18 protein-coding genes and 3 pseudogenes are annotated in these 21,912 nt (G+C 57.7%); 6 read left to right on the forward strand and 15 right to left on the reverse strand.

What is annotated here, in order from left to right; all coding sequences use genetic code 11:
• Nucleotides 1–18 precede the first annotated feature (18 nt).
• Nucleotides 19–90 (reverse strand): annotated as a pseudogene (locus CJU94_RS42470) (hypothetical protein); the annotation flags it as partial.
• A gap of 533 nt (nt 91–623) precedes the next feature.
• Between CJU94_RS42470 and CJU94_RS00145 the strand changes: the two are divergent.
• The gene (locus tag CJU94_RS00145; protein ID WP_095417034.1) at nt 624–935 is read left to right on the forward strand and encodes a hypothetical protein; all 312 of its coding nucleotides are present in this window, start codon (nt 624–626) and stop codon (nt 933–935) included.
• 53 nt (nt 936–988) lie between these two features.
• Nucleotides 989–1,225: a hypothetical protein gene (locus CJU94_RS41620; RefSeq protein WP_095417035.1), complete on the forward strand. Its 237-nt coding sequence runs from the start codon at nt 989–991 to the stop codon at nt 1,223–1,225.
• A gap of 70 nt (nt 1,226–1,295) precedes the next feature.
• Here CJU94_RS41620 and CJU94_RS00155 read toward each other — a convergent pair whose 3' ends face one another.
• The 5 genes from CJU94_RS00155 to CJU94_RS00175 all read right to left on the reverse strand — a co-directional run bounded on the left by CJU94_RS00155 (nt 1,296) and on the right by CJU94_RS00175 (nt 5,260).
• Nucleotides 1,296–2,072: an H-NS family nucleoid-associated regulatory protein gene (locus tag CJU94_RS00155; protein WP_095417036.1), complete on the reverse strand. Its 777-nt coding sequence runs from the start codon at nt 2,070–2,072 to the stop codon at nt 1,296–1,298.
• A gap of 195 nt (nt 2,073–2,267) precedes the next feature.
• A complete protein-coding gene (locus CJU94_RS00160; RefSeq protein WP_095417037.1) occupies nt 2,268–3,176 on the reverse strand; it encodes a hypothetical protein in 909 nt (302 codons plus the stop codon).
• A 226-nt stretch (nt 3,177–3,402) separates the two neighbouring features.
• Nucleotides 3,403–3,675, reverse strand: a complete 273-nt coding sequence (locus CJU94_RS00165) for a hypothetical protein (RefSeq protein WP_095417038.1) — start codon at nt 3,673–3,675, stop codon at nt 3,403–3,405.
• Between the two features lie 223 nt (nt 3,676–3,898).
• A complete protein-coding gene (locus CJU94_RS00170) occupies nt 3,899–4,861 on the reverse strand; it encodes an SOS response-associated peptidase family protein (RefSeq protein WP_095417039.1) in 963 nt (320 codons plus the stop codon).
• Nucleotides 4,862–4,900: 39 nt separating this feature from the next.
• On the reverse strand, nt 4,901–5,260 hold the full coding sequence (locus CJU94_RS00175) for a hypothetical protein (protein WP_095417040.1): 360 nt from the start codon (nt 5,258–5,260) through the stop codon (nt 4,901–4,903).
• Between the two features lie 275 nt (nt 5,261–5,535).
• Between CJU94_RS00175 and CJU94_RS00180 the strand changes: the two genes are divergently transcribed.
• Genes CJU94_RS00180 through CJU94_RS00190 form a run of 3 tightly spaced genes read left to right on the forward strand, consistent with a single transcriptional unit; the run spans nt 5,536 to nt 8,931 of the window.
• The gene (locus CJU94_RS00180) at nt 5,536–7,131 is read left to right on the forward strand and encodes a recombinase family protein (protein WP_095417041.1); all 1,596 of its coding nucleotides are present in this window, start codon (nt 5,536–5,538) and stop codon (nt 7,129–7,131) included.
• On the forward strand, nt 7,103–8,002 hold the full coding sequence (locus CJU94_RS00185) for a plasmid partitioning protein RepB C-terminal domain-containing protein (protein WP_095417042.1): 900 nt from the start codon (nt 7,103–7,105) through the stop codon (nt 8,000–8,002). The genes CJU94_RS00180 and CJU94_RS00185 overlap by 29 nt, the downstream gene beginning before the upstream one ends.
• On the forward strand, nt 7,999–8,931 hold the full coding sequence (locus tag CJU94_RS00190) for a plasmid partitioning protein RepB C-terminal domain-containing protein (protein WP_095417043.1): 933 nt from the start codon (nt 7,999–8,001) through the stop codon (nt 8,929–8,931). Before CJU94_RS00185 ends, CJU94_RS00190 begins: the two co-directional genes overlap by 4 nt.
• An 83-nt stretch (nt 8,932–9,014) precedes the next feature.
• On the opposite strand, the pseudogene CJU94_RS00195 reads toward CJU94_RS00190, so the two are convergent.
• From CJU94_RS00195 to CJU94_RS00210, 4 genes and pseudogenes are all read right to left on the reverse strand, one after another.
• A pseudogene (locus CJU94_RS00195) lies at nt 9,015–11,159 on the reverse strand (error-prone DNA polymerase); the annotation flags it as partial.
• Nucleotides 11,160–11,333: 174 nt separating this feature from the next.
• Nucleotides 11,334–11,798 carry a hypothetical protein gene (locus tag CJU94_RS00200; protein ID WP_095417044.1) on the reverse strand — a complete coding sequence of 155 codons (465 nt, stop codon included), beginning with the start codon at nt 11,796–11,798 and terminating at the stop codon, nt 11,334–11,336.
• Nucleotides 11,779–13,518, reverse strand: coding sequence for a hypothetical protein (locus tag CJU94_RS41625; RefSeq protein WP_244220888.1), 1,740 nt, complete (start codon nt 13,516–13,518; stop codon nt 11,779–11,781). The genes CJU94_RS00200 and CJU94_RS41625 overlap by 20 nt, the downstream gene beginning before the upstream one ends.
• On the reverse strand, nt 13,515–13,934 hold the full coding sequence (locus tag CJU94_RS00210) for a hypothetical protein (protein WP_095417045.1): 420 nt from the start codon (nt 13,932–13,934) through the stop codon (nt 13,515–13,517). Before CJU94_RS00210 ends, CJU94_RS41625 begins: the two co-directional genes overlap by 4 nt.
• Between CJU94_RS00210 and CJU94_RS00215 the strand changes: the two genes are divergently transcribed.
• The gene (locus CJU94_RS00215; protein WP_095417046.1) at nt 13,933–15,180 is read left to right on the forward strand and encodes an ISL3 family transposase; all 1,248 of its coding nucleotides are present in this window, start codon (nt 13,933–13,935) and stop codon (nt 15,178–15,180) included. The two genes, CJU94_RS00210 and CJU94_RS00215, sit on opposite strands and share 2 nt — an antisense overlap.
• Before the next feature lie 363 nt (nt 15,181–15,543).
• Here CJU94_RS00215 and CJU94_RS00220 read toward each other — a convergent pair whose 3' ends face one another.
• The 5 genes and pseudogenes from CJU94_RS00220 to imuA form a co-directional block, all read right to left on the reverse strand.
• Nucleotides 15,544–17,100, reverse strand: coding sequence for a site-specific integrase (locus CJU94_RS00220; protein WP_244220889.1), 1,557 nt, complete (start codon nt 17,098–17,100; stop codon nt 15,544–15,546).
• Nucleotides 17,101–17,254: 154 nt separating this feature from the next.
• The gene (locus tag CJU94_RS00225) at nt 17,255–18,541 is read right to left on the reverse strand and encodes a site-specific integrase (protein WP_095417047.1); all 1,287 of its coding nucleotides are present in this window, start codon (nt 18,539–18,541) and stop codon (nt 17,255–17,257) included.
• 163 nt (nt 18,542–18,704) lie between these two features.
• A pseudogene (locus CJU94_RS00230) lies at nt 18,705–19,715 on the reverse strand (PHP domain-containing protein); the annotation flags it as partial.
• A gap of 6 nt (nt 19,716–19,721) precedes the next feature.
• Entirely contained in the window at nt 19,722–21,191 is a 1,470-nt protein-coding gene (locus tag CJU94_RS00235) for a Y-family DNA polymerase (RefSeq protein WP_157763689.1), read from the reverse strand.
• Entirely contained in the window at nt 21,121–21,828 is a 708-nt protein-coding gene (imuA, locus tag CJU94_RS00240; protein ID WP_095417048.1) for a translesion DNA synthesis-associated protein ImuA, read from the reverse strand. The genes CJU94_RS00235 and imuA overlap by 71 nt, the downstream gene beginning before the upstream one ends.
• Nucleotides 21,829–21,912 lie beyond the last annotated feature (84 nt).

Here is a 21,912-nt window from a genome sequence, read left to right on the forward strand (position 1 = left end):
AAAATACCACGCCCGGATTTGCCCCTGCTTCGCTAAAAGGCGACCGCCGCATCCCGGACAAACGCAACCGCACGCTTGGCCTTGGGGCACCGAGTGTATATCGACGAGCCGGCCCTGACGGTCGAGCGCAAAAACGATGCGATTATGCAGAGGTCGGATGCAGGTCTCGTTGACTAATGGCTGCCGATTCTAACTGTTCCGTCGGGTGGCTCGATAGGCGGACCGAACGGTTGCTCCTAGCCGGGTCCACGAATGCGCGCGCCTGGAAACGGGGGGCGAGACGATGAAGCAAACTTTATTTTCATTCGCATATTTGCAAGCTCACGCTGACGAATTCGTCGAGACCGCGCACGTCAATGGCGGTGTCATAGTCATCATAGTCAACGGTGACTCAAAGGCGTACTGCAAACGTGCGCTCTTTCGAGTCTCTCCATCGCTCGGTTACGTTCCTTGGGACGTGCGATTAGAGCGCAGACGGCAATTCTCAAGCGCATGCGGCACGCCGACGTTGGTAATGCCGTGTTACCAATCTCGCACCACCGTTTCACATGTGTCCGATATCGCTCCTTACACTCCGAGCCGTAGTCACTGACATTGCACTCAATGTGCGAGGAGTAGCGAAGATGAACAAGAAGATTCTCGGCACAGCGCTCGGTCTTGCAGTGCTGGCAGCATCAACGGCAGCATCGGCGCACGTCGACGTCGCCATTGGATTGGACATCCCCGGCGCCGTGTATGCGCCAGCAGAGCCAGTGTACGCACCGCCACCTCCCGTCATGTACGCTCCCGCACCTGTCGCCGTCGCGTACGGCGGTGATGACGACTGGCGAGCCCGCGAATGGCGCGAACGTCGCGAGTGGCGTGAACGTGAATGGCGCCGCCAGGAATGGCGCGAGCACGAGTGGCGCGAGCATCGTGATTGGCGTGGGTACTGAAACGACGCCTGAAGGCGCCACATCCGAAAAATCCGACCTCAGAGTACTTTTGAATGAAAGCTAGCCCGATACGAATCGCCTTGATTACAACGACGCTGGTCTTCGCAACGGCAGGCACCGCAAACGCCGCAGGCTGCCTCAAGGGCGCGGTGGTCGGCGGGGTGGCTGGGCATTACGCAGGCCACCACGCTGTCGTTGGTGCAGTCGGTGGCTGCATGGTCGGCAGGCACCTTGCGAAGCATCACGCTCAACAGCAAGCCGCGCAACGTCAGGCAGGACAGGTGCAATAAAACTTCGTCGGCTTGGTGTACCCGGTGGAACCAGAGAATCGCTGGTCCACCGGGTATCTGACAACTACGTTTAGCTCGTTAACTCGGCGCCGTACTCGACTGTGGCCAATGGAGTGGGCTCGGCCACGCTCTTGCGCGGCGCTTTTTTCGCCGGCGCCTTCTTAGCCGGAACCTTCGCGCTCACGGCCTTCTTCGCAGCAGTTTTCTTCGCAGTCGGGGCCTTCTTCGCAACAGCCTTCGTGACCGCCGGTTTCGCATCGGCCGCCGCACTGGCGCCAACAATCAGAAACTTCGCTCGGCCTTTCGCACCGGCTAGCCACGCCGGAGCCGGACCGCGTCCGCTCCAGGTCGCGCCGGACTTCGGGTCGCGATATTTAGCCGGCTGCGGACCTTTCGGCTGACCCTTGGTAGAAGCCGCACCAACTGCCTTCGAGGCCTTCTTGCCCGCAGCCTTCGCCTTGCTCTCAGCACCAATGGTCGTCGCAACGCTCGCTTCAGCGCCGCCTGCAATCAGAAATTTACTGCGGTCTTTGGCTTCAGCAATCCAAGCTGGCGCCCGGCCATGTCCAGTCCACGTCGCCCCCGTTTTGGGATGCTGATACTTCGGCGCTGTTTTGGTTTTGGCGACATTGGCGACTTTCGTCCTGCCAGCGGCGGCGCTGACTTTCTGTCCTTTCGCCGCTCGCTTTGCCGATGCCTTGGCTTCAATATCTTCCGTGGTCAAACCGTGTTCGAGCATCAACGCCCGAATTTTGTCGATGGCCGCTTGGGCTTTCTTTGAAATGAGCGCATCAGCTTGGGCCTGCAATTGCTTCATCTTTGCCTGAATCTTTTCTAGTGTTGCCATATGGACTCCCTGTATGAACGTTGAGCGTCTGCACTATGCCATAGGCATCACAGCAAATACATCACCCTATAGGACCTGATTCCTCGAGGACTTGTCAGGGAACGCAACGGTCCAAGCGGTTTGTGAAGCGCATCAGCGTTTTGCCTATGCATAGTTGGAGTGCTGTCAGCTTTGGCCGCGTTGCACATTCGCGCGCTAGAAGATACCTTCCTGGCGCCAACGCCAGAAGTGGCTTCCAGGATGGAGTTTGTAGGAGCGCTTCAACTCAATACCGAGCTCCAACGCGGCTTCCGCGATGGCTGCCCCTTGCGATTTCCCCGGTTTTCCGGCATTCCAGATGGCAACAGCACGATGTTTGAAGTTGTCTCCAAGGACACCTTCGAAGCGCTCATCGTCCGCGACATTTTTTACGACCCGTTGGCTTCGGCGACGCGGCTCGCGCACTACTAGCAACTTTGACGCATGCTTGCCGAACGCCCAAATGCCAGAGTCGAGTTCCTTCAGCTTTTCAAGTGGTGCACTCCTAACGTCAAGTTTCGCTTCGAGAACAACGCGCGACCACCATATTTGATACTCCAAATATATTTGCCTCTTCGGGACCGACTCAATCTGACCGGCTTTCTCCGGTTCGACAAGCAACCTGTAAGCAAGGAGCACCCAAACGTCGCAGATAGGGAACGCGCGTGGCCGAATACAATGAAGAACGAACACCGACATCACGACGGAAGCGGGGCGCCAAAGCTCGAACGTCGCTAACTCGTCAAGTAAGCCTATGTCGAACGCTGAAACTGTGCGCGTTTTCTTCACCCATTCGAAGAATGGTCGGGATGAAAGAACCTCTTTCTTTTTAGGGTTTAGGACTTTGGGACGTGGCCGGCTCACGGCGTACCGGCGACCGGTCCGAGATTCGATGAACGCGCCAGCCGACGTGCTCCTGACCTTCCCATCTTTCCAAGCAATGAGCTGCGCAAGGACTTCACCGAGCCTGTCCGGCGTACTTGCACGAGCCACCTCATCCAACAAGTAGAGATAGACTTCAGTTGGGTATTTTCTGTCGTCGAAGCTCGCCGCGTGAGCTTTAAGGGTGTCGATAAGGATGGTCATTGCTGTGTTAATTGGCCCTGTGACCGACTCCCTGCCGGATAGGGACTTCGCTAGCGTTAGCGAGTGCTGCTTGCAGTTGGTTCGCTTCAAAACCCGTTGACTGACCGCTTTCAAAAGCTTTGGCTCGTCCCGCTATCGAATATGCAGCCAACGTCCGCTATCACGACAGGTAATTTTCTCAAAGCAATCCTGCTGACGAGTACAGCCAAAGAACTGACACCGGCAATTAGTCTCCAAACGGGTTGCCGGTGTCTTTCACCTCAGTACTGAGGTTATATTCAGCACGCACGGCCTTCAGGACCTCCTCGATGTCGCGGTCGAAGCCGACGGCGTTTCCGAAGTGGGTCATGTTCCAGTTACAGCCTGTCTTATCAGGCTCTTGCAACTGCGGCCTCGGCACACGTATCTTCACGCCATCCTCGACGATTGCCTGCAGTCGATGGATTCGCCGGTCGACCTCCTGCTGAAGTCGCGAGGCATTGAGCGTCTTGCGTATCATCGAAACCTCCTTCCCGTTGCGTACGCCAGTCTAGCGCAACACCGTGTTCCGCGACCTGACTCTGAATTGCAATAAATCCGAGTGAGCCGTCGCTTCAGTTCGTTGGGGTGCGACAATAAGTCAGTACGGGACAAACACAAAGACACTGCGGCGAGTGCCGCAGCTACCGATGTGCGCAGCGTCGCACCGTCCCCGCCACCATCGATGTTCGCGCGACTATTCACTATGCCGCAAGTCGATGCTCGTAGTACGGTCGGTCCCTGTCATCAAGAATCGCATACATTGCATCCAGATTCTTGGGAACTGGATTGAGCCACGCATCAATGTTTTCCGGCTTGATGGGAATAATGCATCGGTCGTGGCCTGCCGCCGCGACTTCCTCCGGCGGCTCGTCCGTGATGGCTGCAAATGACAGCAAGTCCGGCTGGCCGGGAGCCGACCAGCGTGACCATAGACAAGCGACATGCATCAATTGCCCGTTACTGGGACGAAACTCTAGAACGATGTTTTCGTCATTCTCATGCGTTTCTCGCAAAGTACCCTCGAATTTCGCTTTGCTCACATTTTCGTAAAACACATCGACGAGCATGACGCCGTGCGCGTACCCGAACAGCGGTTTCCAGAAGCCCGTCAGGCTATCTCTTCTGGCGTTGTAAGTTCCAGGATATTTTGCGTCGAAAAAAGCCGGTTTTCCTGCAATGCGGCACTGATAACGCATGGGCTTCACAACGCGCTGACCGTCTTCGATAACCATCACGGGCGCGTAGTAGCCGGGGAAAATCCGCGAGTCACGCGGCAGAGGCTCGGTGCGCTGGATGTCGTCAAGCTTGCCGCGGGCCCAGGCGATTTTATCTGTGGCGATTCGCTGGCTTTCGGTAGCGGCCTTTGTCACTCTCGTCTGCAATGTGCGTTCAGCATCCGCCAGGCGCTTGCGCTGCTTGAACAGGTCCTGTTCAAGTTTGGTTGTCTGGTCAGCGTTGAACCGGTCGATAAAGACCTTGATTTCACGTTCGGCCTCAGTTTGCGGAGACCTGAAAGCGTCTTCCATCGCCTTGGGTACCTTGGCCCTGCTAACACCTTCCGCACGCTCGAAGAACAGCCGAGTGAATTCTGCTATATCCATCAACGCGCCGAAGGTGCGCACAAACCTTTGATAATCCGCCTTGATTTGAGCCGAATAACACACCTTGACCTCCAGTTGATGAGCGAGGCAACCTACTCGTGATTAACGCCGACATTCTCCACCGAGACTGTTCAGACATTCCTGATAAGTCTTCCGCACAAGCGCGGACCTGAAGTCCAGTCTGAGATTGTCGCAAAACATGCCGGTAACATGGCCTGCCTCCATCGCGCCCATCTGTGCGACAAGGTCCTGCGCCAGACGATGGGCCTTGCCGGCGAGCCGAACCCTTTCAAGCACATCTGCTCCGGCGCCGTTCGACGACATCCACAATCTCGTCGACTCCACGAGATTGGTCACTGGGAGCCACTCGCCGGTCAACTCGAGCGCGAGCAGGTTCGACGCAACAAGATACGTCAACAGTTCAGCACGTGCCTGCAGGTCCAGATTAAGCGGATTGCTCATCGCGCAGCAGTAAAAGCAATAACTTGGTCCAGACCATTGTAAATCCTAGCTGGGAACGGGGGTCCGCAGGTCGGTTATCAGGATGCCCGTTCGCAAGTTGCAGACTACTGCATCTTTCTTAACCAGATTTGTTCGAGCAAGGTGCGTCGTCCGTGCCCCGCCGCTCAAGGGTCTGCTGGACAGAACGCCGGATGCTGGTGTGCGTGACGAACGATACGGCTTGACTTCGCAAATCGCGCATCTATCAATAAGGTTTGCTGTGAGGGTTACGCGCGATGACAACCGTCGAAAGCGCTTCAGCCATCTGCTCGATGCCGACCCGCGCGCACGCCGCGGCACAGTACATACGCATGTCAACCGACCAGCAGCAATTCTCCCCAGATGCGCAAAAACAGGCGATTTCCGAGTATGCGAAAGTGCACGGCATCGAAGTCGTGCGTACCTACGAGGATGCAGGGCTGAGCGGCCTCACGCTCCGTGAACGACCAGCATTAGTGCGCCTGCTCATTGACGTGCGCAATCCGGACCGAGATTTCGACACTGTGCTTGTGCTCGACATCTCTCGGTGGGGCCGATTTCAAGATTCGGACGAGGCTGCTTATCACGAGCACGAATGCAGGCGCGCGGGTGTTCGTGTTGTCTATTGCTCTGAGCCATTTGAAAACGACGGCACTCCCTTCGCGAGTGTTTACAAATCCATCAAGCGGGCGATGGCTGGCGAATATAGCCGCGAGCTGTCGGGAAAAGTCTTTCTTGGTCACTGCCGGTTGGTGCGCCTGGGATTCTGGCAGGGCGCGAGCCCGGGCTATGGGTTGCGCCGGCAACTTGTTGACGCCAATGGGACAGTCAAAGGCCCGCTCGCTCCGTTCGAACACAAGGCCATTCAAACTGACCGTGTCGTCCTCGTGCCGGGGCCAGCGAACGAAGTGGCATTGATACGCAAGATATTCGACTGGTATGTGAACGATAAAATAAGCACAACGCGCATCGCCGACCGGCTCAACGTGATGGGACTGTATAACCCATATGACCGGCCGTGGAGCAAGCCGACTATCCGCGCCATCCTGATGGGCGAGAAATACATTGGAAACAACCTGTACAACCGCCATTCGGTGCGCCTCCATACACCTCAGGTCCGCAATCCCCCTACAGAGTGGGTGAGGTCTGTTGCAGCCTTCGGGGAAATTGTCGACCCAGCCATATTCGAGGCAGCGCAGTTTCGTCTGACACGGTACTCGCGCGGTGTCGTCAAGGAAGAGATACAGGCGGAATTGGAGCACCTGTTCAGGCGCTCTGGGCATCTAACCATGCGAACAATGGCAAGACAGCTTCATGTGCATGGCAAGAGCGAGTATCGCAAGCACTTCGGCTCGATGGCTGGCACATACCGAAGCGTCGGCTTTACGCCCACATACAACTACGACTACATCGACACGCGTCGGCAGGCCAGCGCAATTTTTCACGAGTTTGTTGCCAACCTTAGCTCGACATTGATGCGGGAAGGCCATCAGCTATCGCTTGAACACGGCGAGACCCTGATGCTCGTGAATGACGAGCTGAAAATCAAGCTGAATGCGCGCTTGTGTGCGCACGAGGGGGCCCAGGAACAGACATGGGGACTTCGTTGGCCTGATACCTACGACATCGACTTGATGGTTCTTGTGCTCTTTACCCGGATGCCGGTGCGCATTAGCGGTTTCTACGTGCTTCCTCTGGGCACGGTCCCGGCCGGAAAGATGACAACCATCTGTGCGCAGAATATTCCTGCGCTCAGTTCATTCTACTTCGCCAATCTGGAAGTACTTGCTCACCTGGCTCAGCGAAGCGCACTGGAGATAAGCGGTGGAAGACGACCTACAGCAAGGGAATGAGGAGATTGTCGAAGTACTGCTCGATGACATCCGCGTGCTGAACCCGCGGTCACGAGGGCGTTTGCAGCATCAGGCAATCGTCGCAAACATCGCGGCCGTTGGACTCAAGCGACCCATAACAGTTAGCCGAAGGATGGGTACTGACATCAGTCCCCGCTATGACCTCGTTTGCGGGCAGGGTCGCATCGAGGCTGTACGGCTTCTGGGTCACAAATCCATACCGGCACGCATTGTCGAACAGGACGAGCGTTCATGTCTCGAAATGAGCCTCGTCGAGAATGTTGCCCGACGAAACCACGACCCGATGGAACTGCTGCGCGACGTGAAATCGCTCATCGATAGCGGATATTCGACCGAAGAGATGGCCGACAAGGTCGGGCTCACGTATGGCTATCTGCACAGCCTGATTCTGCTGCTTGAGCACGGCGAAGAACGACTTTTGCACGCTGTTGAATGCGGCGCCGTGCCCATCGGGCTCGCCGTAAGCATAGCGCGCTCAGATGAGGCGGAAGTCCAACGCGCGCTGGCGGATGCATATGCCGACGGCACGCTCAAGGGGCGGCAGCTTTCTCAGGTCCGTCGTCTGATACAGCAGCGACAGAAGCACCATACGGTCCAGAAGTCCGGGAAACATGGCGAACCGGATGTGCCGATGTCCACGGAGCAACTGCGGAAAATCTACATCAAGGATAGCGAGGCACATCAACTCCTCGAAAAGAAGGCAGACCTTGTCCACACACGGTTAATCATTATCCAGAACGCGCTGAGGGCGCTGTTTCAGGATGATACGTTTATGGCGCTGCTTGGACGTGAGGGTTTGACGAGCGTGCCGAAGGTGCTGGACCAGCAGATTCGCGGGGAGCATCCATGATGACGAACCTCATTCAAACCAGCCCTCCGAGCACAGTGCGCGCGGCGTTCAAGCCCGCGCTCATTATGCTCGCCCTGGAACGACTCCGACCGCACCGCCCGCTTCCCGTTTCGACCTTAACGGGGAAAAAGTATCTTCAGGTTCTTGCCTCCATCGCGACCGTCGGTCTGGTCGAGCCACTCGTTGTGATTGATGACGTATCGAGGCCGGAATGCTTCGTGGTCCTGGACGGCAGACTTAGACTTGAAGCCTTGAGACGGTTGGGCAAGGTTGACGCACTGTGTCTCATATCCACCGACGACGAGACGTACACCTATAACAGACAGGTGAACCACCTCTCTCCCGCGCAGGACGCCCGAATGATTGCAGAAGCAATCCGGAAAGGTGTATCACCGACCCGAATAGCGACAGTTCTCGGAGTGGTGCCACGGACTGTGCAAAGTAAGGCTGTCCTTCTTGAAGGAATCTGCAAGGAAGCGGCGGAGTTGCTCGCGGACAAGATGTGTCCCGCGTCGGTCTACGTCACGCTGAAATGGTTGAAGCCGATAAGGCAGATAGAGGCGGCGGAGCTGATGTGCAGCCAGGGGAATTTCACGTCAGCGTTTGCCAAGGCAATCCGGTCGACAACGCCAGTGGAGCAGCTGACCATTCGCGAACCGCTCAAGCGCCGCACAAACAGGGAGATTACGCTGCAGGTTGCGAAGCTGGAGCGAGAGATAGCGACCATGCAGGCGACTCACTCGGCGGTCGAGGAGACGTACAGCGTGGAGCATCTCGAACTGGCCGTGTCTGCGGCCTATATCGTCAAACTGATGGGCAACGATGCCGTATCTGACTGGTTGCGCAGTCACTACGCCGAGTACTGGTCACAGCTGAAAGCGGTGGCCGACGAAGCGAGAGGCGCCCAGAAAGCTAAAGCGTTCGCGTGAAGTGATGTTTATCTTTGGCATTTTCAATTGCCCGGGACGCCCTCCATGTGCGTGCGCCGGGCATTGGGATTGTCTTCCACCCTTCAGCAGAAGTTTCGGCTCGCAGTAATCAAACCGCCGAGCAGATGCGACATGTCGACAAGCCGTTGCGCAACGAGGTGGCGGACTTCACCCTGACATTGCCAGGTTCCGTACACGGCGAGCAGCGAAGCACCCAAGGCTTCCTTGCGTTGCTTTTCGAACAGGGACGGCCAAATGATTACATTCACGTTGCCCGTCTCGTCTTCCAGCGTCACGAAAAGCACACCCTTGGCTGTGCCTGGCCGCTGACGCACGGTTACGAGCCCACAGCCCCGCGCAAGTCGTCCATCGCGATAAGTCCGTAACGTGGACGCCGGCATCAGCCGACTTGCAAGCAACTGCGGGCGCAGCAATTCAAGTGGATGTCGACCGAGCGTGAGTCCAACGGACCGGAAGTCGGATACGATGTCGTGAGCTTCTGTCGGTGCTCCAAGCTCGGGCGTCTCGTCCTCAACCGCCGCAGCGGCGAGCATGTCCCTGTCTGGCACGGCGGCAACAGACTGCCATAGCGCCTCCCGACGATTGCCGGCAAGCGAAGCCAGAGCGTTGGCGTCCGCAAGAACGTGAAGGTCTTTGCGGTCAAGCTGCGCTCGACGAGCGAGGTCCTTTACGCTCTCGAAGCTTCGAACGGCTCGAGCATTCTCGATACGCTCGGCAGCGCCGTCCTTCATGCCGCGCACCAAAGATAGGCCGAGACGCACTACCGGCCGCCCGGAGTTTGGGATTTGGACCAGCACCGAGTCCCAACCGCTAACGGATACATCGACCGGAAGCACTTTGACGCCGTGACGTTGTGCATCCTGCACAAGCTGCGATGGCGAATAGAATCCCATGGGCTGACTGTTGAGCATCGCCGCAAGGAATGCCTCTGGCTCATGACACTTAAGCCAGCTACTCGCATACACCAGCAGCGCGAAACTGGCAGCATGGCTTTCGGGGAAACCGTACTCACCGAAGCCCTTGATTTGTTCGAAGATGCCTTCTGCGAAGGCCTGGTCATAGCCGCGCTCCTGCATTCCGTTGACGATACGGTCATAATATTTCTCAAGTCCACCTTTACGTTTCCACGCGGCCATCGCGCGCCTCAACTGGTCGGCCTCGCCGGCGGAAAATCCCGCAGCCAGGATGGCCACTTGCATCACTTGCTCTTGAAAAATCGGCACCCCGAGCGTGCGACCAAGCGCCGTCTTCAGCGTCTCACTTGGGTACGTCACGGGTTCGAAACCCTGACGACGTTGCAGGTAAGGATGGACAGCCCCGCCCTGGATTGGCCCAGGACGCACAATAGCGACTTCAATAACGAGGTCGTAGAAAGTCCGGGGCCGCATCCGCGGCAGCATGCTCATCTGCGCGCGCGACTCGATTTGAAAAACGCCGACAGTATCCGCAGCGGAAATCATCTCGTACGTTTTCGTGTCCTCTGCGGGAATGTCTTGCATTTCAAAGCGCTCGCCGCGCTGCTCCGACACGATATCGAGAGCGCGTCGTATGGCCGACAGCATGCCCAAAGCAAGGACGTCGATTTTGAGAAGGCCGAGCGCCTCGAGGTCGTCCTTGTCCCATTCAATAACGGACCGGTCTTGCATCGCAGCGTTTTCGACCGGTACGAGTCGCGTGAGCTTGCCGCGACTGATAACAAAGCCGCCGGAGTGCTGCGACAAATGACGCGGGAAGCCAAGGAGTTGGGATGCGAGTCGCGCCCACGCCTGGATAAGCGGCTTCTCCGGTTCCAGCCCAGACTCGGCGAAGCGTTTGAGCAAGTCCTGATTGTTATCGAACCAATGATGCGATTTGGCGACCAGGTCGACTATCTGTGGGTCGACTCCGAGCGCCTTGCCGGTTTCCCGTACCGCTCCACGAGGCCGGTAGGTTGAAACCGCCGCGGCGATAGCAGCGCGGTCACGCCCATACTTGCGATAGATGTATTGGATAACCTCTTCGCGACGCTGGTGTTCGAAGTCGACGTCGATGTCTGGAGGTTCACCGCGCTCCTTGCTGATGAACCGTTCGAACAGCATGTTGCCGCGCGCGGGGTCGACCTCGGTAATGCCGAGGCAGTAACACACTGCCGAATTGGCGGCCGAGCCGCGACCTTGACACAGGATGTGCTGACTGCGCGCAAAGCGGACGATATCGTACACCGTCAGCACCGGTTAGTTGCTGGGGCATGGACATGACATGAAAGCGGTTCAGGGCAAGGATTTCGGGGCTTCCAATGTATGTCCATACGGAAGGGCGTGTCCGTGGCAGAAGCAGCCTGAATTGTCCATGACTCTAGTGCGAACCCATATACGTTGATAGCGCCCTGTTGGAGGAGCAGACTACCCATTTTCCTTCTTGGTCTTACCGTTCCATATTGGAGTGACGTTTGATGACTCCCTCAGCGCTTGTAGACGCGCTATCTCCCCAGTCAAATCGACGATCTTGGCGTCCGCCTCAAGCAGCAGCGAGGTGGCGTGATCGCGCTGGCTCTTCAGTTCCTCGATCTTCTCCTTGAGCGACCGATTCTGTTTACGCTTGGCGATAATTGACTGACGTGGCGACCGTGCGGCTGGGGGCTCGTGCTCTTGAATCCACTGCTGGATTTCCTTGATCAGGCTTGGGTAGCGGGTTTTTCGGAGCGCCGAGGGATCGCAGCCAGCTTCCTTCGCCACGTTGTTCTGGGACACGGGTGTCCCCCGCGGCAACCTTTCGGGCTTGCCGCGCTTGAGACGCTCAAAAGCCTCCCGAAATGCGATCTCAGCACGGCCTGTGTTTGACCGATTATTACTTTGTAGCAAGGACATATAGGGCGTTCTCTATCGCGCGTTGTTGGGCTTCCAGGGACTGCCGGTAGGGGGATCCCTCCGGGGCGTCAGCGAGCCGTGAGTCAATCACACGGCCCAACTGGCGGATGGCGGGTTCCTGCTCCCGATCGAACAGTGCTTCTGCACATGGAGCCTCTCCATCGCCTCCTCCACATCGCGCCACGTTATCCACGCCGCCGTAGTCGCACGGACCGCGTTTCGTGCATCCGCCGAGTAGGGTTTCCCGCCACGCGACCCGCCCTTGCTTAGCCGCTGCCGCGAGCTTTTTACTGTCTTCGGGAGCAACGATTCCCAGGATAAGGGCCTTGTGCTTCGCGCCGTAGGGGCTGACGAAGCGGTCAGTAAACAGGCGGGAAATTTCCTTTCCGAGCACCTCGTACATCGTGCGAATGTATTCGGCTTTCACTGAGTCGTTGAGGTGCAAACGCGAGTAGCCCTGTCCGTAGTAAAGCGACATCGCGCGGGTGGCATGCTTTAGCTGGTACTGCACGGAGGCATCTGAAACCAGCCCGGAGGCCTGCATGTTGACCGCGCCAGTGCGACGCAGTTGGTGCCACGCCAATGGCCAGATCTTTCCTACGGCGAAGGTCTCGCCATCAAGGCTCGGTGTGATCAGCCTGGCGATCTGAATGTCGGATTCAGTGATACGCAATGCCTCGACATCGAAGAGCTTGGGATAAGCCTTGACGACTTCCTGATAATTTGGGTGAATAGGCCGCAGCGATAGCTCCTCATCGGCATGCATGGTATTTGCCCATGGCTCATAAGGTCGCACAACGAGATATGGGTTTCGAATGTCGTCGCGCGTAGTCGGCACGTCGGGGTTCGCGTCTGCAGCGATCATGCGAAGTCGCGCCACACAGGTGAGGGACTGAACCGCAACTTGTGCCGAAGGCGATGTGATCCATCTGGCATCGTCGTCCTCAATCGTCTTGGTAGTGACGCCTCGTAGTAGATAAATAGCGCCAAATGTCATGTCTTGTTCCACTTCAAGACAGTCAGCACGCAGAGACCACCCCTCACGGATCCGCATCATCGAAAAATTGAGTAGGTAGGCGATGCCGACTCTCGCTGTCATCGAGAAATACATTGCAAGGATATTGACGCTGTGGCTGCTTAGGGACTGCCCTTGCATCAGACACCAACGTTCGAGCAGCACATCGATCCCGAAACGTTGGGCGGTCTTGGAGAAAGATCCCAAATACTCCGCACCGGAGCGTGCGCCCCCGTGATGTCGACGTTCGGAAAATGGAAGGAGTTTGGGATCGCGTCCCTGTCGGCATGCGTCGGCGAGTGAACCGTAGTTCTTGGCATAGGCATCCAGGCAAAAGCGATAGCAGTCTTCAATCTGCTGTCGATGGGCAAGAAAATCATCGAGAAAGGCCCGTAGTCGATTGACTTGGTAAGTCCAGATACGCGGAGGGATGTATGGCGTCTGCCGACTCTCGGTCTCGGGCAGCGCCGCCTCCAGCCGCCTCAATCCTTCGAAATCTAGCAGAGTAAAACCAAGTCTCTCGCGTTGTTCGAACAGGCTGTGAAGCAGTGCCAGCGCCGATTCGGTTCTCGAGGGCAAAAGCACTGCGGGGAGCTTGTCCGCCACAGCAGGGAACCGCTCCAGCGCAGACGCAGAAATGCCCTCATTTGAGCAAAGGATAAATGGCTCGTCGGCGGAATCTGTGGGTGGTTTGATGCGATTCATGAGGGACAGAGGAAGCGATAGAGTTTCTTGCAGGTAGCGTCAAAGGCGTTCTGCTCGTGCTCGGAGAGGTGCCTCGAAAGCGGGCCACCGAACTCGTGGATCTCATTGAGAAGCAGTGTGCGGGCATCCATGGCGGCTAAGTCCGGATCGACGTGACGGACTTCGATGAGATGGCCACCAAGCATCCAAAGGTGATCGCGGTGGCGGTGCAACGTTTTGCGGGCATAGCCGTGGGTCAGCAGGTGTTGCAGGAAAGGTGTGAAGACCTTCACGAGCGCCTGTCCGAATGGGATGTCCTCGTCCTCGAAGCGCCATGAGGCAGGCCAGTTCTGCAAGTCCGGGACGTAGCGCTCCAGTGCGTGCGGATCTGAGGTAACAATAGCGTCTTTACTGATTCCCGCGCGCTTGCTAACCATGTTGCTGACCCGCCTGCTCAATGCCTGCCATCATTTTCCCGGCTTCGTCTATGAAAGTGCCCGACTGTGCGAGCAGTCCAAAACCATCGAGATCGACGTGCGGCCACGCAAGGGTTCGAAGCCGATCTGTTCGTGTTGCAACCGGCCTGGCAGCGGCTATGACACGCTCGCATCGCGTAGTTTCGAATTTATTCCGATCTGGGGCTTCGCGGTGATTTTGCTGTACGCCATGCGCCGCGTCGACTGCCGTGAGTGCGGCGTGAAGGTCGAGACGGTGCCGTGGGCCATCGGCAAGCACACGCTGACCAAGGCCTACATGCTGTTTCTCGCGCAGTGGGCACGCAAGCTCTCCTGGAAAGAGACAGCGCAAAGCTTTCGCACCAGTTGGGAGAAGGTTGCCCAGGCGGTGGAGTGGGTGGTCGACTGGGGGCTGGCCCATCGCGAACTCGGCACCATCCGCGCTTTGGGCGTCGATGAAATCCAGTATGGCCGAGGGCACAATTATCTCACGCTGGTCTATCAGATCGAGGCCAGCTGCGTGCGCCTGCTTTGGGTTGGCCAGGAGCGCACGAAGGAAAGCTTCGCAAAGTTCTTCGTCATGATCGGCAAACGGTTGTGCGAGCAGGTCGAGTTCGTCTGCTCGGACATGTGGCGGCCCTACATCGAGATGATCGCACTACATTGCCCCAACGCGCTGAACATCCTCGACCGCTTCCACATCGTTGCCAAAATGAACAAGGCGATCGACGAGGTTCGCGCCGAGGAAGCTCGCCGCATGACCCGCGACGGCTATGAGCCAGTCCTCAAGAAGTCCCGCTGGTGTTTGCTCAAGCGGCCAGAGAACCTTACTGACAATCAGCGACTGCGCCTGCGCGATCTGCTGCACTACAACCTGCGCAGTGTCCGCGCCTATCTTCTCAAGGAGGAGTTCCAGCAGATCTGGGATTACATCTCGCCTGTCTGGGCAGGCAAGTTCCTCGATCAGTGGTGCACCCGGGTCATGCGCTCACGCATCGAACCAATGAAGAAGTTCGCACGCACCGTGCGCGCCCATCGAGAACTGATTCTCAACTACTTTCATGCGCGCAAGCAGTTCTCCAGCGGAATCGTCGAGGGTTTGAACAACAAGGCCAAAGTCACCATGAGAAAAGCGTACGGCTTCCGGACGTTTCGAACGACGGAAATCGCGCTATATCATGCACTTGGCAATTTGCCCGAGCCGCCGACAACCCACACTTTTTACTGACGAACCGGATAAATAGAGGGCGCAATAAATTAAACTGATTCAGCAGGGTTGTCGGATTCGTCACGGCTCGGGGACCCCACAGCCACCATCCCGCAATCTGCCGCAATAAGGCGGCGTTGGCAGGAGTAATACTTGGATCACCGATGCGCTGCGGTCCGTCACCAAAGTTGAGGGTTAGGGACTTCTTTGCCCACGGCGCGAGGTTCCATTTGGCATCCCTATATCGACTAATGATTGTCCCGTGCTTATCGATCGTCACCGGGAAGTCCAGCGGTGGCGGCCAAGTGGGCGGTTGAAAGTTGCCTGCCGATCGCGTCACTAGCGGTGAGTCAATGTTGAGGCTGAGGTCTGGCAAAGCAACATTCACTGACGGGCCTCCACAAGTTGGATGAACCCGTCCCATTTCGGGTGAAATTCACCTTCCTCGACGCGCGCTATCGCCTCGCTGACCCAAAGAGATCGATTCTCACTGCTTGCCTTAAAGCATTCAAGTTTGTCGGTAATGCGATCCAGGACTGCTATTACTGGATGTGGCACGCCAGATTTTCTTGGCGGACGGTACATTGCAAGCTCCAAGGATTTATAGTGGCGATAGCTCGCGAGGGACCACGCGTGGTCTTCGCTATCGATGTCGCGCTGATGGATGCAGAACAGGCATCCTGCGGGGCTTATGCAATCGGGGCGTGGGGCTCCGGCCGAGGCATCCGGGATGAGTTGGGGACGACCCTCCGCGCACACTCCGGGACCAGGTGAGGCAATTGCCGGATCGGTAGTGGAATGAAAGCGGCTGATTTCCACAATCGCGGCCTGATGATGTGGTCGGATATAGTCGCGCAGCAGCGTTTGCGTTGTGTGTTGATTCATCTCGGCCGTAAGCGCGGGATCGCGAGAGCGTCGCATCAGCCAGTTGACGCGCGCGCTACGCAGAGACCGAGGCCCAACAAAAGGAATCTTCAGCAGAGCACATCTCACTCGTATTGCCCTTAGCGGCGGTGAGACATCACGTGCGCGTTGTTGTCGCGATGACAGCGGAAACAGTAGGCCATTGCCGCCGTCCTGAAAGATTGCTCTGTGCCACGCCAGATACCGCTCGAATAATGTCCGGTACTCGCTGTAGATCTCGAACTCCACTTCACCTTGCCTGCGGTCCTTGTAGACTCGCCGAACCAAGTAGCCATCGAGATGGCTCTGATACGAGAAGCGTCCGATGTCAAGTTTGTGAGCCTGCGACAGATTCATGCCAGTCTGCGCAATGAAAATCAGTAGCTCAGCTTCGATTCGTAGATTGATTAGGGGGCGTTTGGTCCGTAAGGAAGTATCCGATTCCCATTTGGCACGCCTATTGATTACTTTCTCCTTGAGTGATGGGGGTGTCGTCGGGGCGACCAGTGCCTTCAGCTTATGGTCGGGCTGAAGCCCAGACCATTCTTCGATCTGCTTCCCACTCCGGAATCGGATCAAGACCGGCAGCTTGCCACGAATCGAATCCACGGTGAGCGCATCGCTGATGTCGAGCAACGCATGACCAAATGCGAGGGTATCGGCCGAGTTTTGCTTGTCAGCCTTGGTGCTCAGTACTCTTTTTCTTGATGGAACAAAATCGACGCGCGTCCTGCGAAGCAAGCCAATTTTTAAACCCAGTACCTCATCGAGCAGTCTTGCCAGGTGGCGTGAGAGGTTATACACGCCGACAGCCGTCAGGTCACCGACGACTCGTTGGCGGTGCGTCAGATGATTCGTCCACTCTAGGAAATCTGTCTCCACCGTGGCCAGCGTCGGTGAGCGATTCGATTCGTCCACCCACGCATAAAAGCTCCGGATATGTGCTATGGCTATTCGGGCGGTATATCGGCTGCCCCCGGCCGCGAGATTTCCCGCAAGCACGTCATGCAGTTTTGTAACCAGCGTTAAACGATCCAAAATTGGCGGCCCGAGAGCGCCCCCAGCGATCACTTGGAGAACCTTACGTATGTCAGTCGAAGCTCCACCTCGATAGAGCAGGGGACGAAGGTCCCAGGGGGTCTCCATTCCGCCGTACCTCACGGTGGGAAATGTTAGATCGGGGATGTACTGATCAGTCATCTGCTGTGCTTTCGCGACGAGACAGCAATCCAAGAAACTCGCGAGTGAATGCGTTGGCTACATCCTCCTTGGCGGGAGCCTTCTCAACAAACCTGATGTATTTGAGTGAGGTTGCCTCATGCTTGTGCAGTAGGGCTTCCTTGACCATCGCGATTGCGTTGACGGCACCCCCAGCTCTGATGGCGATTCGGGCCAGTTCAGTTGCAAAGGTGCTGCGGCTCTGGTGGAAGCGAAAACCGCGCATCGCGGCCAGCCCATTGGCTACGGCCAGTTTCTTGAACGCGTGCATTTCAACATTCATCGCGACGCTCTTGTCTGAGCCCCGCTGCGCGTAGGGGTTACCGAATCGTGACAAGAAAACGAGATCCCTATGCTGGGGCATTGCCTTAGCCTCACGCTCCAGACGACGAACGCTGTGGACGTACTCTTCGAGCCGATCGAGATGCGTTCGCGTAATCCAGATCTGCCCGGTCACGCCGAATTTGGTTGCGACCGGTGGATCGGCGCCTGGACCAACCGCCAACCTGAAAAGCCCGGCTATCGACGGATCCGGCGCTGCGTTGGAGAGAGTCCTCACTTTAAGGTCGGTAAGCGATCCGAGCCGCATGCCAGTGAAGAACCCAAGAGTCAGCATGAGGAAGAGCTCTTCCGATGCATTGTCACGCGCGAAGGCGAGCACAGCATCCCGATCTGCCGCGGTGATCGGAAGCAGGCCATCCTCCAGGCGCTCACCGACCGCTGCACGGTTGGGAATACTTAGATCGGTTGTGTTGACGGCTATGGTGCGCTCGAATCCTATTGGATCCACAAGGCGAATGCCGACGATGCGTTCCTGCCAGGTTGGCAAGGTTGAAGAAAGCAACCCTCTGGCCTTGAGCCATCGATAGAAGCTGACAACCACGCGCATCCGCTGTGAAGCGGTGGATGGAGCAAGTTCTCCGTTGGCCCGGGCTTCGATCAGAGCACCGCGATACCGAACAAGGCAGCGGTCCGCCTTGCGAGGCGGAAAATCCCACCATTCTGTTTCTGTTTCTTCGAGCCACTTCGCATAGGCATACAACGACGTTGCGCTTGTCTGCACGGTCCGGATATCGACCTCTGCGCTAGCTGCTCGCTCCAACGCCCATAAGTTTGCTTCTCGCCATGGCATGCCATTCCCCCAGAATATCTGGGGCAAGGCGTCAATTACTTTGCCTCGAGTAACGGGCGTCCATACCACGCGACTGTTTAGTATTGCTGATCGATGCGGCATGAAGCGGATAGACTCAAGTCTTGCCATGATCTTCTCTCTTCGATTGCCGCGCTTGCGCTGCAGCCATCTCCTCACAGCCAAGCAAGCACGTTTTCAAGATTTCATGAAGGTAATAGGCTACATCGCGCCCGTGACATGTCCATGGCATGAAAAAGTACTATGCGGCGTCCATAGCTCTATCTAATCCGTACGTGAGAAAGTACGGTTCGTACTGCAGGTCGGCTATGAGCTCAAGCTCATGCTCAATCTGCCCCTGGACTTTATGCGGAATGCCCGAAGGAAAACGCCGCTGTGCTCCGATATACGTCTCCTGACGCAGATAAGCGCCCGGCGTAAAGCCGGCTGGCACCAGTTCATCCGGGTACTCGTATCGCAGTTCATCGAGCGAGAATGTGCAGCGACTGGCGATATCGACGGTCGCCGCGAGCGCTTCGGCTGGATACAGGTTCGCGAGGCGGAGTCGCGAACGGAGATGCTGTTCGGCGTTTGGTGCAAGGTCGTAACCGCATTCGTGTACTGGCCTGCCGACCCGGATGGCGGTCATCGTGTCTTGCAGTGGCTTGCGCGAGCGCACATGCATAACGACATGCCCCAGCGCCACCACGGGGAGGTCCTGAGTACGCGCGATGAACTCGACCGAGCCGCGATGGATGTCGTCCATGGCGCGTTGATGAAGCACCAACCCTACCCAGGCGCGGCCAGTAAATGTATCGTCGAGCCACTCGACCTGTGCAGCAAGGACATCCTCGTTGGCCGGGAAATCCGGTACAAGAATGGCGAGGCAGTCCGGCATCCCGCGAAGGTGCCGATATTCCTTCTCGGGACGCGAGAGGTCCTGTGGTGTAAGCCGATATTCGCCCTTGGTTGCCCTGGTGCGGGCGAGCGTAATCAGTTCAGACAGGTTTCCGTATCCCTCGCGGTTCCTGGCGAGCAGGATGAGTCCGAACGCGGGGGAGCCGTCGGCATTGACGAGGCGGAAGAACGAGCCGACGATAAACGGCAGCTTTGCTTCCTTCGCTGCGACGTGCGCACGCACCACACCAGCTAGCGAACATTCGTCCGTGATAGCGAGTGCCGAATAACCAAGCTGTGCCGCGCGCTCAGACAGTTCCTCGGCATGCGAAGCGCCATGCAGGAAGCTGAAATTCGAGAGGCAGAAAAGCTCGGCATAAGCCGGCAGCACGTTGAACGTTGTGTCCATCGTGCATCAGCCGAAGAGTCCGTGAAGGAACCACCGCTGCTCTTCCTCCGCGTCGCGGCTGCTCACACGCTCACGATATATCCAGTAGCGGCTCTGGTCGTCCGCCTGCGCCACGAAATAGTCGCGCGTTACGAGCTCGCCATCGAACCAGCCAGCTTCGATACGTTCACCGGGCGACACCATCCGCAGCGGAGACCCATAGAAGGGACGATGCTGACGCATAAGCAGCCGCACCGGACTGTCCAGCATCCAGGTGGGTCTTGGCAGACCGAGCGGAAGTGGTTCCTGCTTTGACTTGAGCGTCGCCGGCACCCAGCGGTTGGCGACCTCCGGGCGATGGTCGGCAGTCGGTGCGGGGCGAAGAACGTTATCCTCTCCGAGTCGCGCAACTAGCAGCTCAAGAAGACGTGCGTGGTCTTCCTTTGAACCTCCCGGTTCCGGGAATAGCGTGTCAGACGCCGGTGCTGCGGACTCGACTTTGGAAGCATCGAGTCGCAGCGCGATGACCGGTGCAGCCAGCTCAATCCGGTGCAGCCGCTCCTTGAGCAGCCTCACGAGATGTTCCTCTTTCCAGGTCGGCTCGCCCAGCGCGACGTCGATGGTTGTCGGCTCGATAGCGGCGCGCCCGCGTTCATGTTCGAGCAGCAGCCTTATAGACGTGACAGCCAGCTGCTTGGCGCAAAGCCAGCCGCACAGTTGCACGATGAGTCGATGGGCACCGAAGACTGCGCCGTCCGCATCCTCAAGCCGGTCCGGCATTTCGATACGTGCGGAGAAAGTCGGCGGTAGTTCTAGCCAGTCAAAGAGTTCGGGCGCGGTGCCAAATGCACGGTCGAGCGAGTCGAGCAGATGTTCACCACATCGCCGCTGCAGGCCGGCGCGTGGCAAACGCCTGATGTCAGCAATGGTCTCGCAGCCAAGTCCGGACAACCAGTCTCCGAACGGACGAACTTCCGGAACGGCCAGCATTGGTAATGCGGCCAGTCGTTGCTCGAGCGATGCAAGCTTGAGCACGCGGCGGTTTCCGAACTTCGCGAGCAGCCATCCACCTTGGCCGGTGGGCGCAGCGCTGATGCGCGCAGTAAGCCCGAGCGTTCCTAGAACATTCTTTACTTCCCGACACAATGCGAGCAACCCGCCAAAGAGCCGAAGACTTGCACCAACCTCAACTACGACGGTCGCTTCGTCAAGCAAGGCGACTTCAGGCGAGAAGCGCATCAGGGCAACACCCACCTCGCGCTGTGCGGCTGCTTCCCTTGCAGCATCGCGTTCATGCATTTCCGTTTCGGGCGACAGTGTCAGCACTCCGCCGCGCTTCATCCCGAGGCGCACGCCAGCCGCGCGAGCCGTGCTGTCTGTAATGACCACCTTGTCTTTCTCCAGTACGGCACTTCCGTGCGCGGGCTCAGATGACCACTTCGGTCGGAACACCTCGAGCGGCAACTTCGGCAAGTGGACGGCGAGAAAGACGCGCATGTCGGGAAAGCAATACAGGAGTGGGTTGAAGGGGAATCGACAGAGGCTCTGCGCGCGCGGGCCCTCGTCGTTTCACGATGTCGACGGTCAAACCGCCGGCGGATGGTCTTAAAGCAAGCCGCAACAGGGCGGGCGACGAATCCTGTGCGGCCGCCAGAGGCCTGACCATCACGAAAAGTGTTTCGGATGACTGCGCCGCTAAATGCAGACGCCGCAGCGAAGAGGCCTGCGCGTATTGCGCCCAGAAGATGAGCGCACCGCAACTGCCTGCCCGCAGAATCTGCTCCGCCGACCAGAGCGCATCGGCGGTCTTCTGCGCTTTCACCCGCAACACCTGGTCAATGGGAAGTCCGATGTAGCTGAGTCCAAGCCCGTCCGGGGTGTGCGGCGGCTGCACAAACGCCACAGGGCGGTTGCCCGAACCACTGAGTGCCGGGCGCAACAGTCGTAATTCACCGACCCCGGCCTGCTGCACCAACAGGTCGATGAGCGCACCGACTGGCCAGCCCCCGCCGGGGAGCTCGGCCGACAGCGCGGGATAGCCGGTCTCAACGACCCGCCCACGGCCACGCGCGAGCTGGGACGCACGCCACAAGGACGGGTGTATCTCTTCGGCCGTGACGGTAGCGGTGGACATATGGCAACAAAAAACCTGTATATTTATACAGTATCGTACACGCAAATTCGTAGGCATGAACTGTCACTTTTATTTGAGGAACGA

This window comes from Paraburkholderia aromaticivorans, assembly GCF_002278075.1.
In the GTDB taxonomy this organism is placed as follows: Bacteria; Pseudomonadota; Gammaproteobacteria; order Burkholderiales; family Burkholderiaceae; genus Paraburkholderia; species Paraburkholderia aromaticivorans.

Excerpts from the sequence above, each read along its gene's own strand:
- CJU94_RS00145 (WP_095417034.1), top strand. The coding sequence starts at position 624 with ATGAACAAGAAGATTCTCGGCACAGCGCTCGGTCTTGCAGTGCTGGCA.
- CJU94_RS41620 (WP_095417035.1), top strand. The coding sequence starts at position 989 with ATGAAAGCTAGCCCGATACGAATCGCCTTGATTACAACGACGCTGGTC.
- CJU94_RS00155 (WP_095417036.1), bottom strand. The coding sequence starts at position 2,072 with ATGGCAACACTAGAAAAGATTCAGGCAAAGATGAAGCAATTGCAGGCC.
- CJU94_RS00160 (WP_095417037.1), bottom strand. The coding sequence starts at position 3,176 with ATGACCATCCTTATCGACACCCTTAAAGCTCACGCGGCGAGCTTCGAC.
- CJU94_RS00165 (WP_095417038.1), bottom strand. The coding sequence starts at position 3,675 with ATGATACGCAAGACGCTCAATGCCTCGCGACTTCAGCAGGAGGTCGAC.
- CJU94_RS00175 (WP_095417040.1), bottom strand. The coding sequence starts at position 5,260 with ATGAGCAATCCGCTTAATCTGGACCTGCAGGCACGTGCTGAACTGTTG.
- CJU94_RS00180 (WP_095417041.1), top strand. The coding sequence starts at position 5,536 with ATGACAACCGTCGAAAGCGCTTCAGCCATCTGCTCGATGCCGACCCGC.
- CJU94_RS00190 (WP_095417043.1), top strand. The coding sequence starts at position 7,999 with ATGATGACGAACCTCATTCAAACCAGCCCTCCGAGCACAGTGCGCGCG.
- CJU94_RS00200 (WP_095417044.1), bottom strand. The coding sequence starts at position 11,798 with ATGTCCTTGCTACAAAGTAATAATCGGTCAAACACAGGCCGTGCTGAG.
- CJU94_RS41625 (WP_244220888.1), bottom strand. The coding sequence starts at position 13,518 with ATGAATCGCATCAAACCACCCACAGATTCCGCCGACGAGCCATTTATC.
- CJU94_RS00215 (WP_095417046.1), top strand. The coding sequence starts at position 13,933 with ATGTTGCTGACCCGCCTGCTCAATGCCTGCCATCATTTTCCCGGCTTC.
- CJU94_RS00210 (WP_095417045.1), bottom strand. The coding sequence starts at position 13,934 with ATGGTTAGCAAGCGCGCGGGAATCAGTAAAGACGCTATTGTTACCTCA.
- CJU94_RS00225 (WP_095417047.1), bottom strand. The coding sequence starts at position 18,541 with ATGGCAAGACTTGAGTCTATCCGCTTCATGCCGCATCGATCAGCAATA.
- CJU94_RS00235 (WP_157763689.1), bottom strand. The coding sequence starts at position 21,191 with ATGCGCGTCTTTCTCGCCGTCCACTTGCCGAAGTTGCCGCTCGAGGTG.
- imuA (WP_095417048.1), bottom strand. The coding sequence starts at position 21,828 with ATGTCCACCGCTACCGTCACGGCCGAAGAGATACACCCGTCCTTGTGG.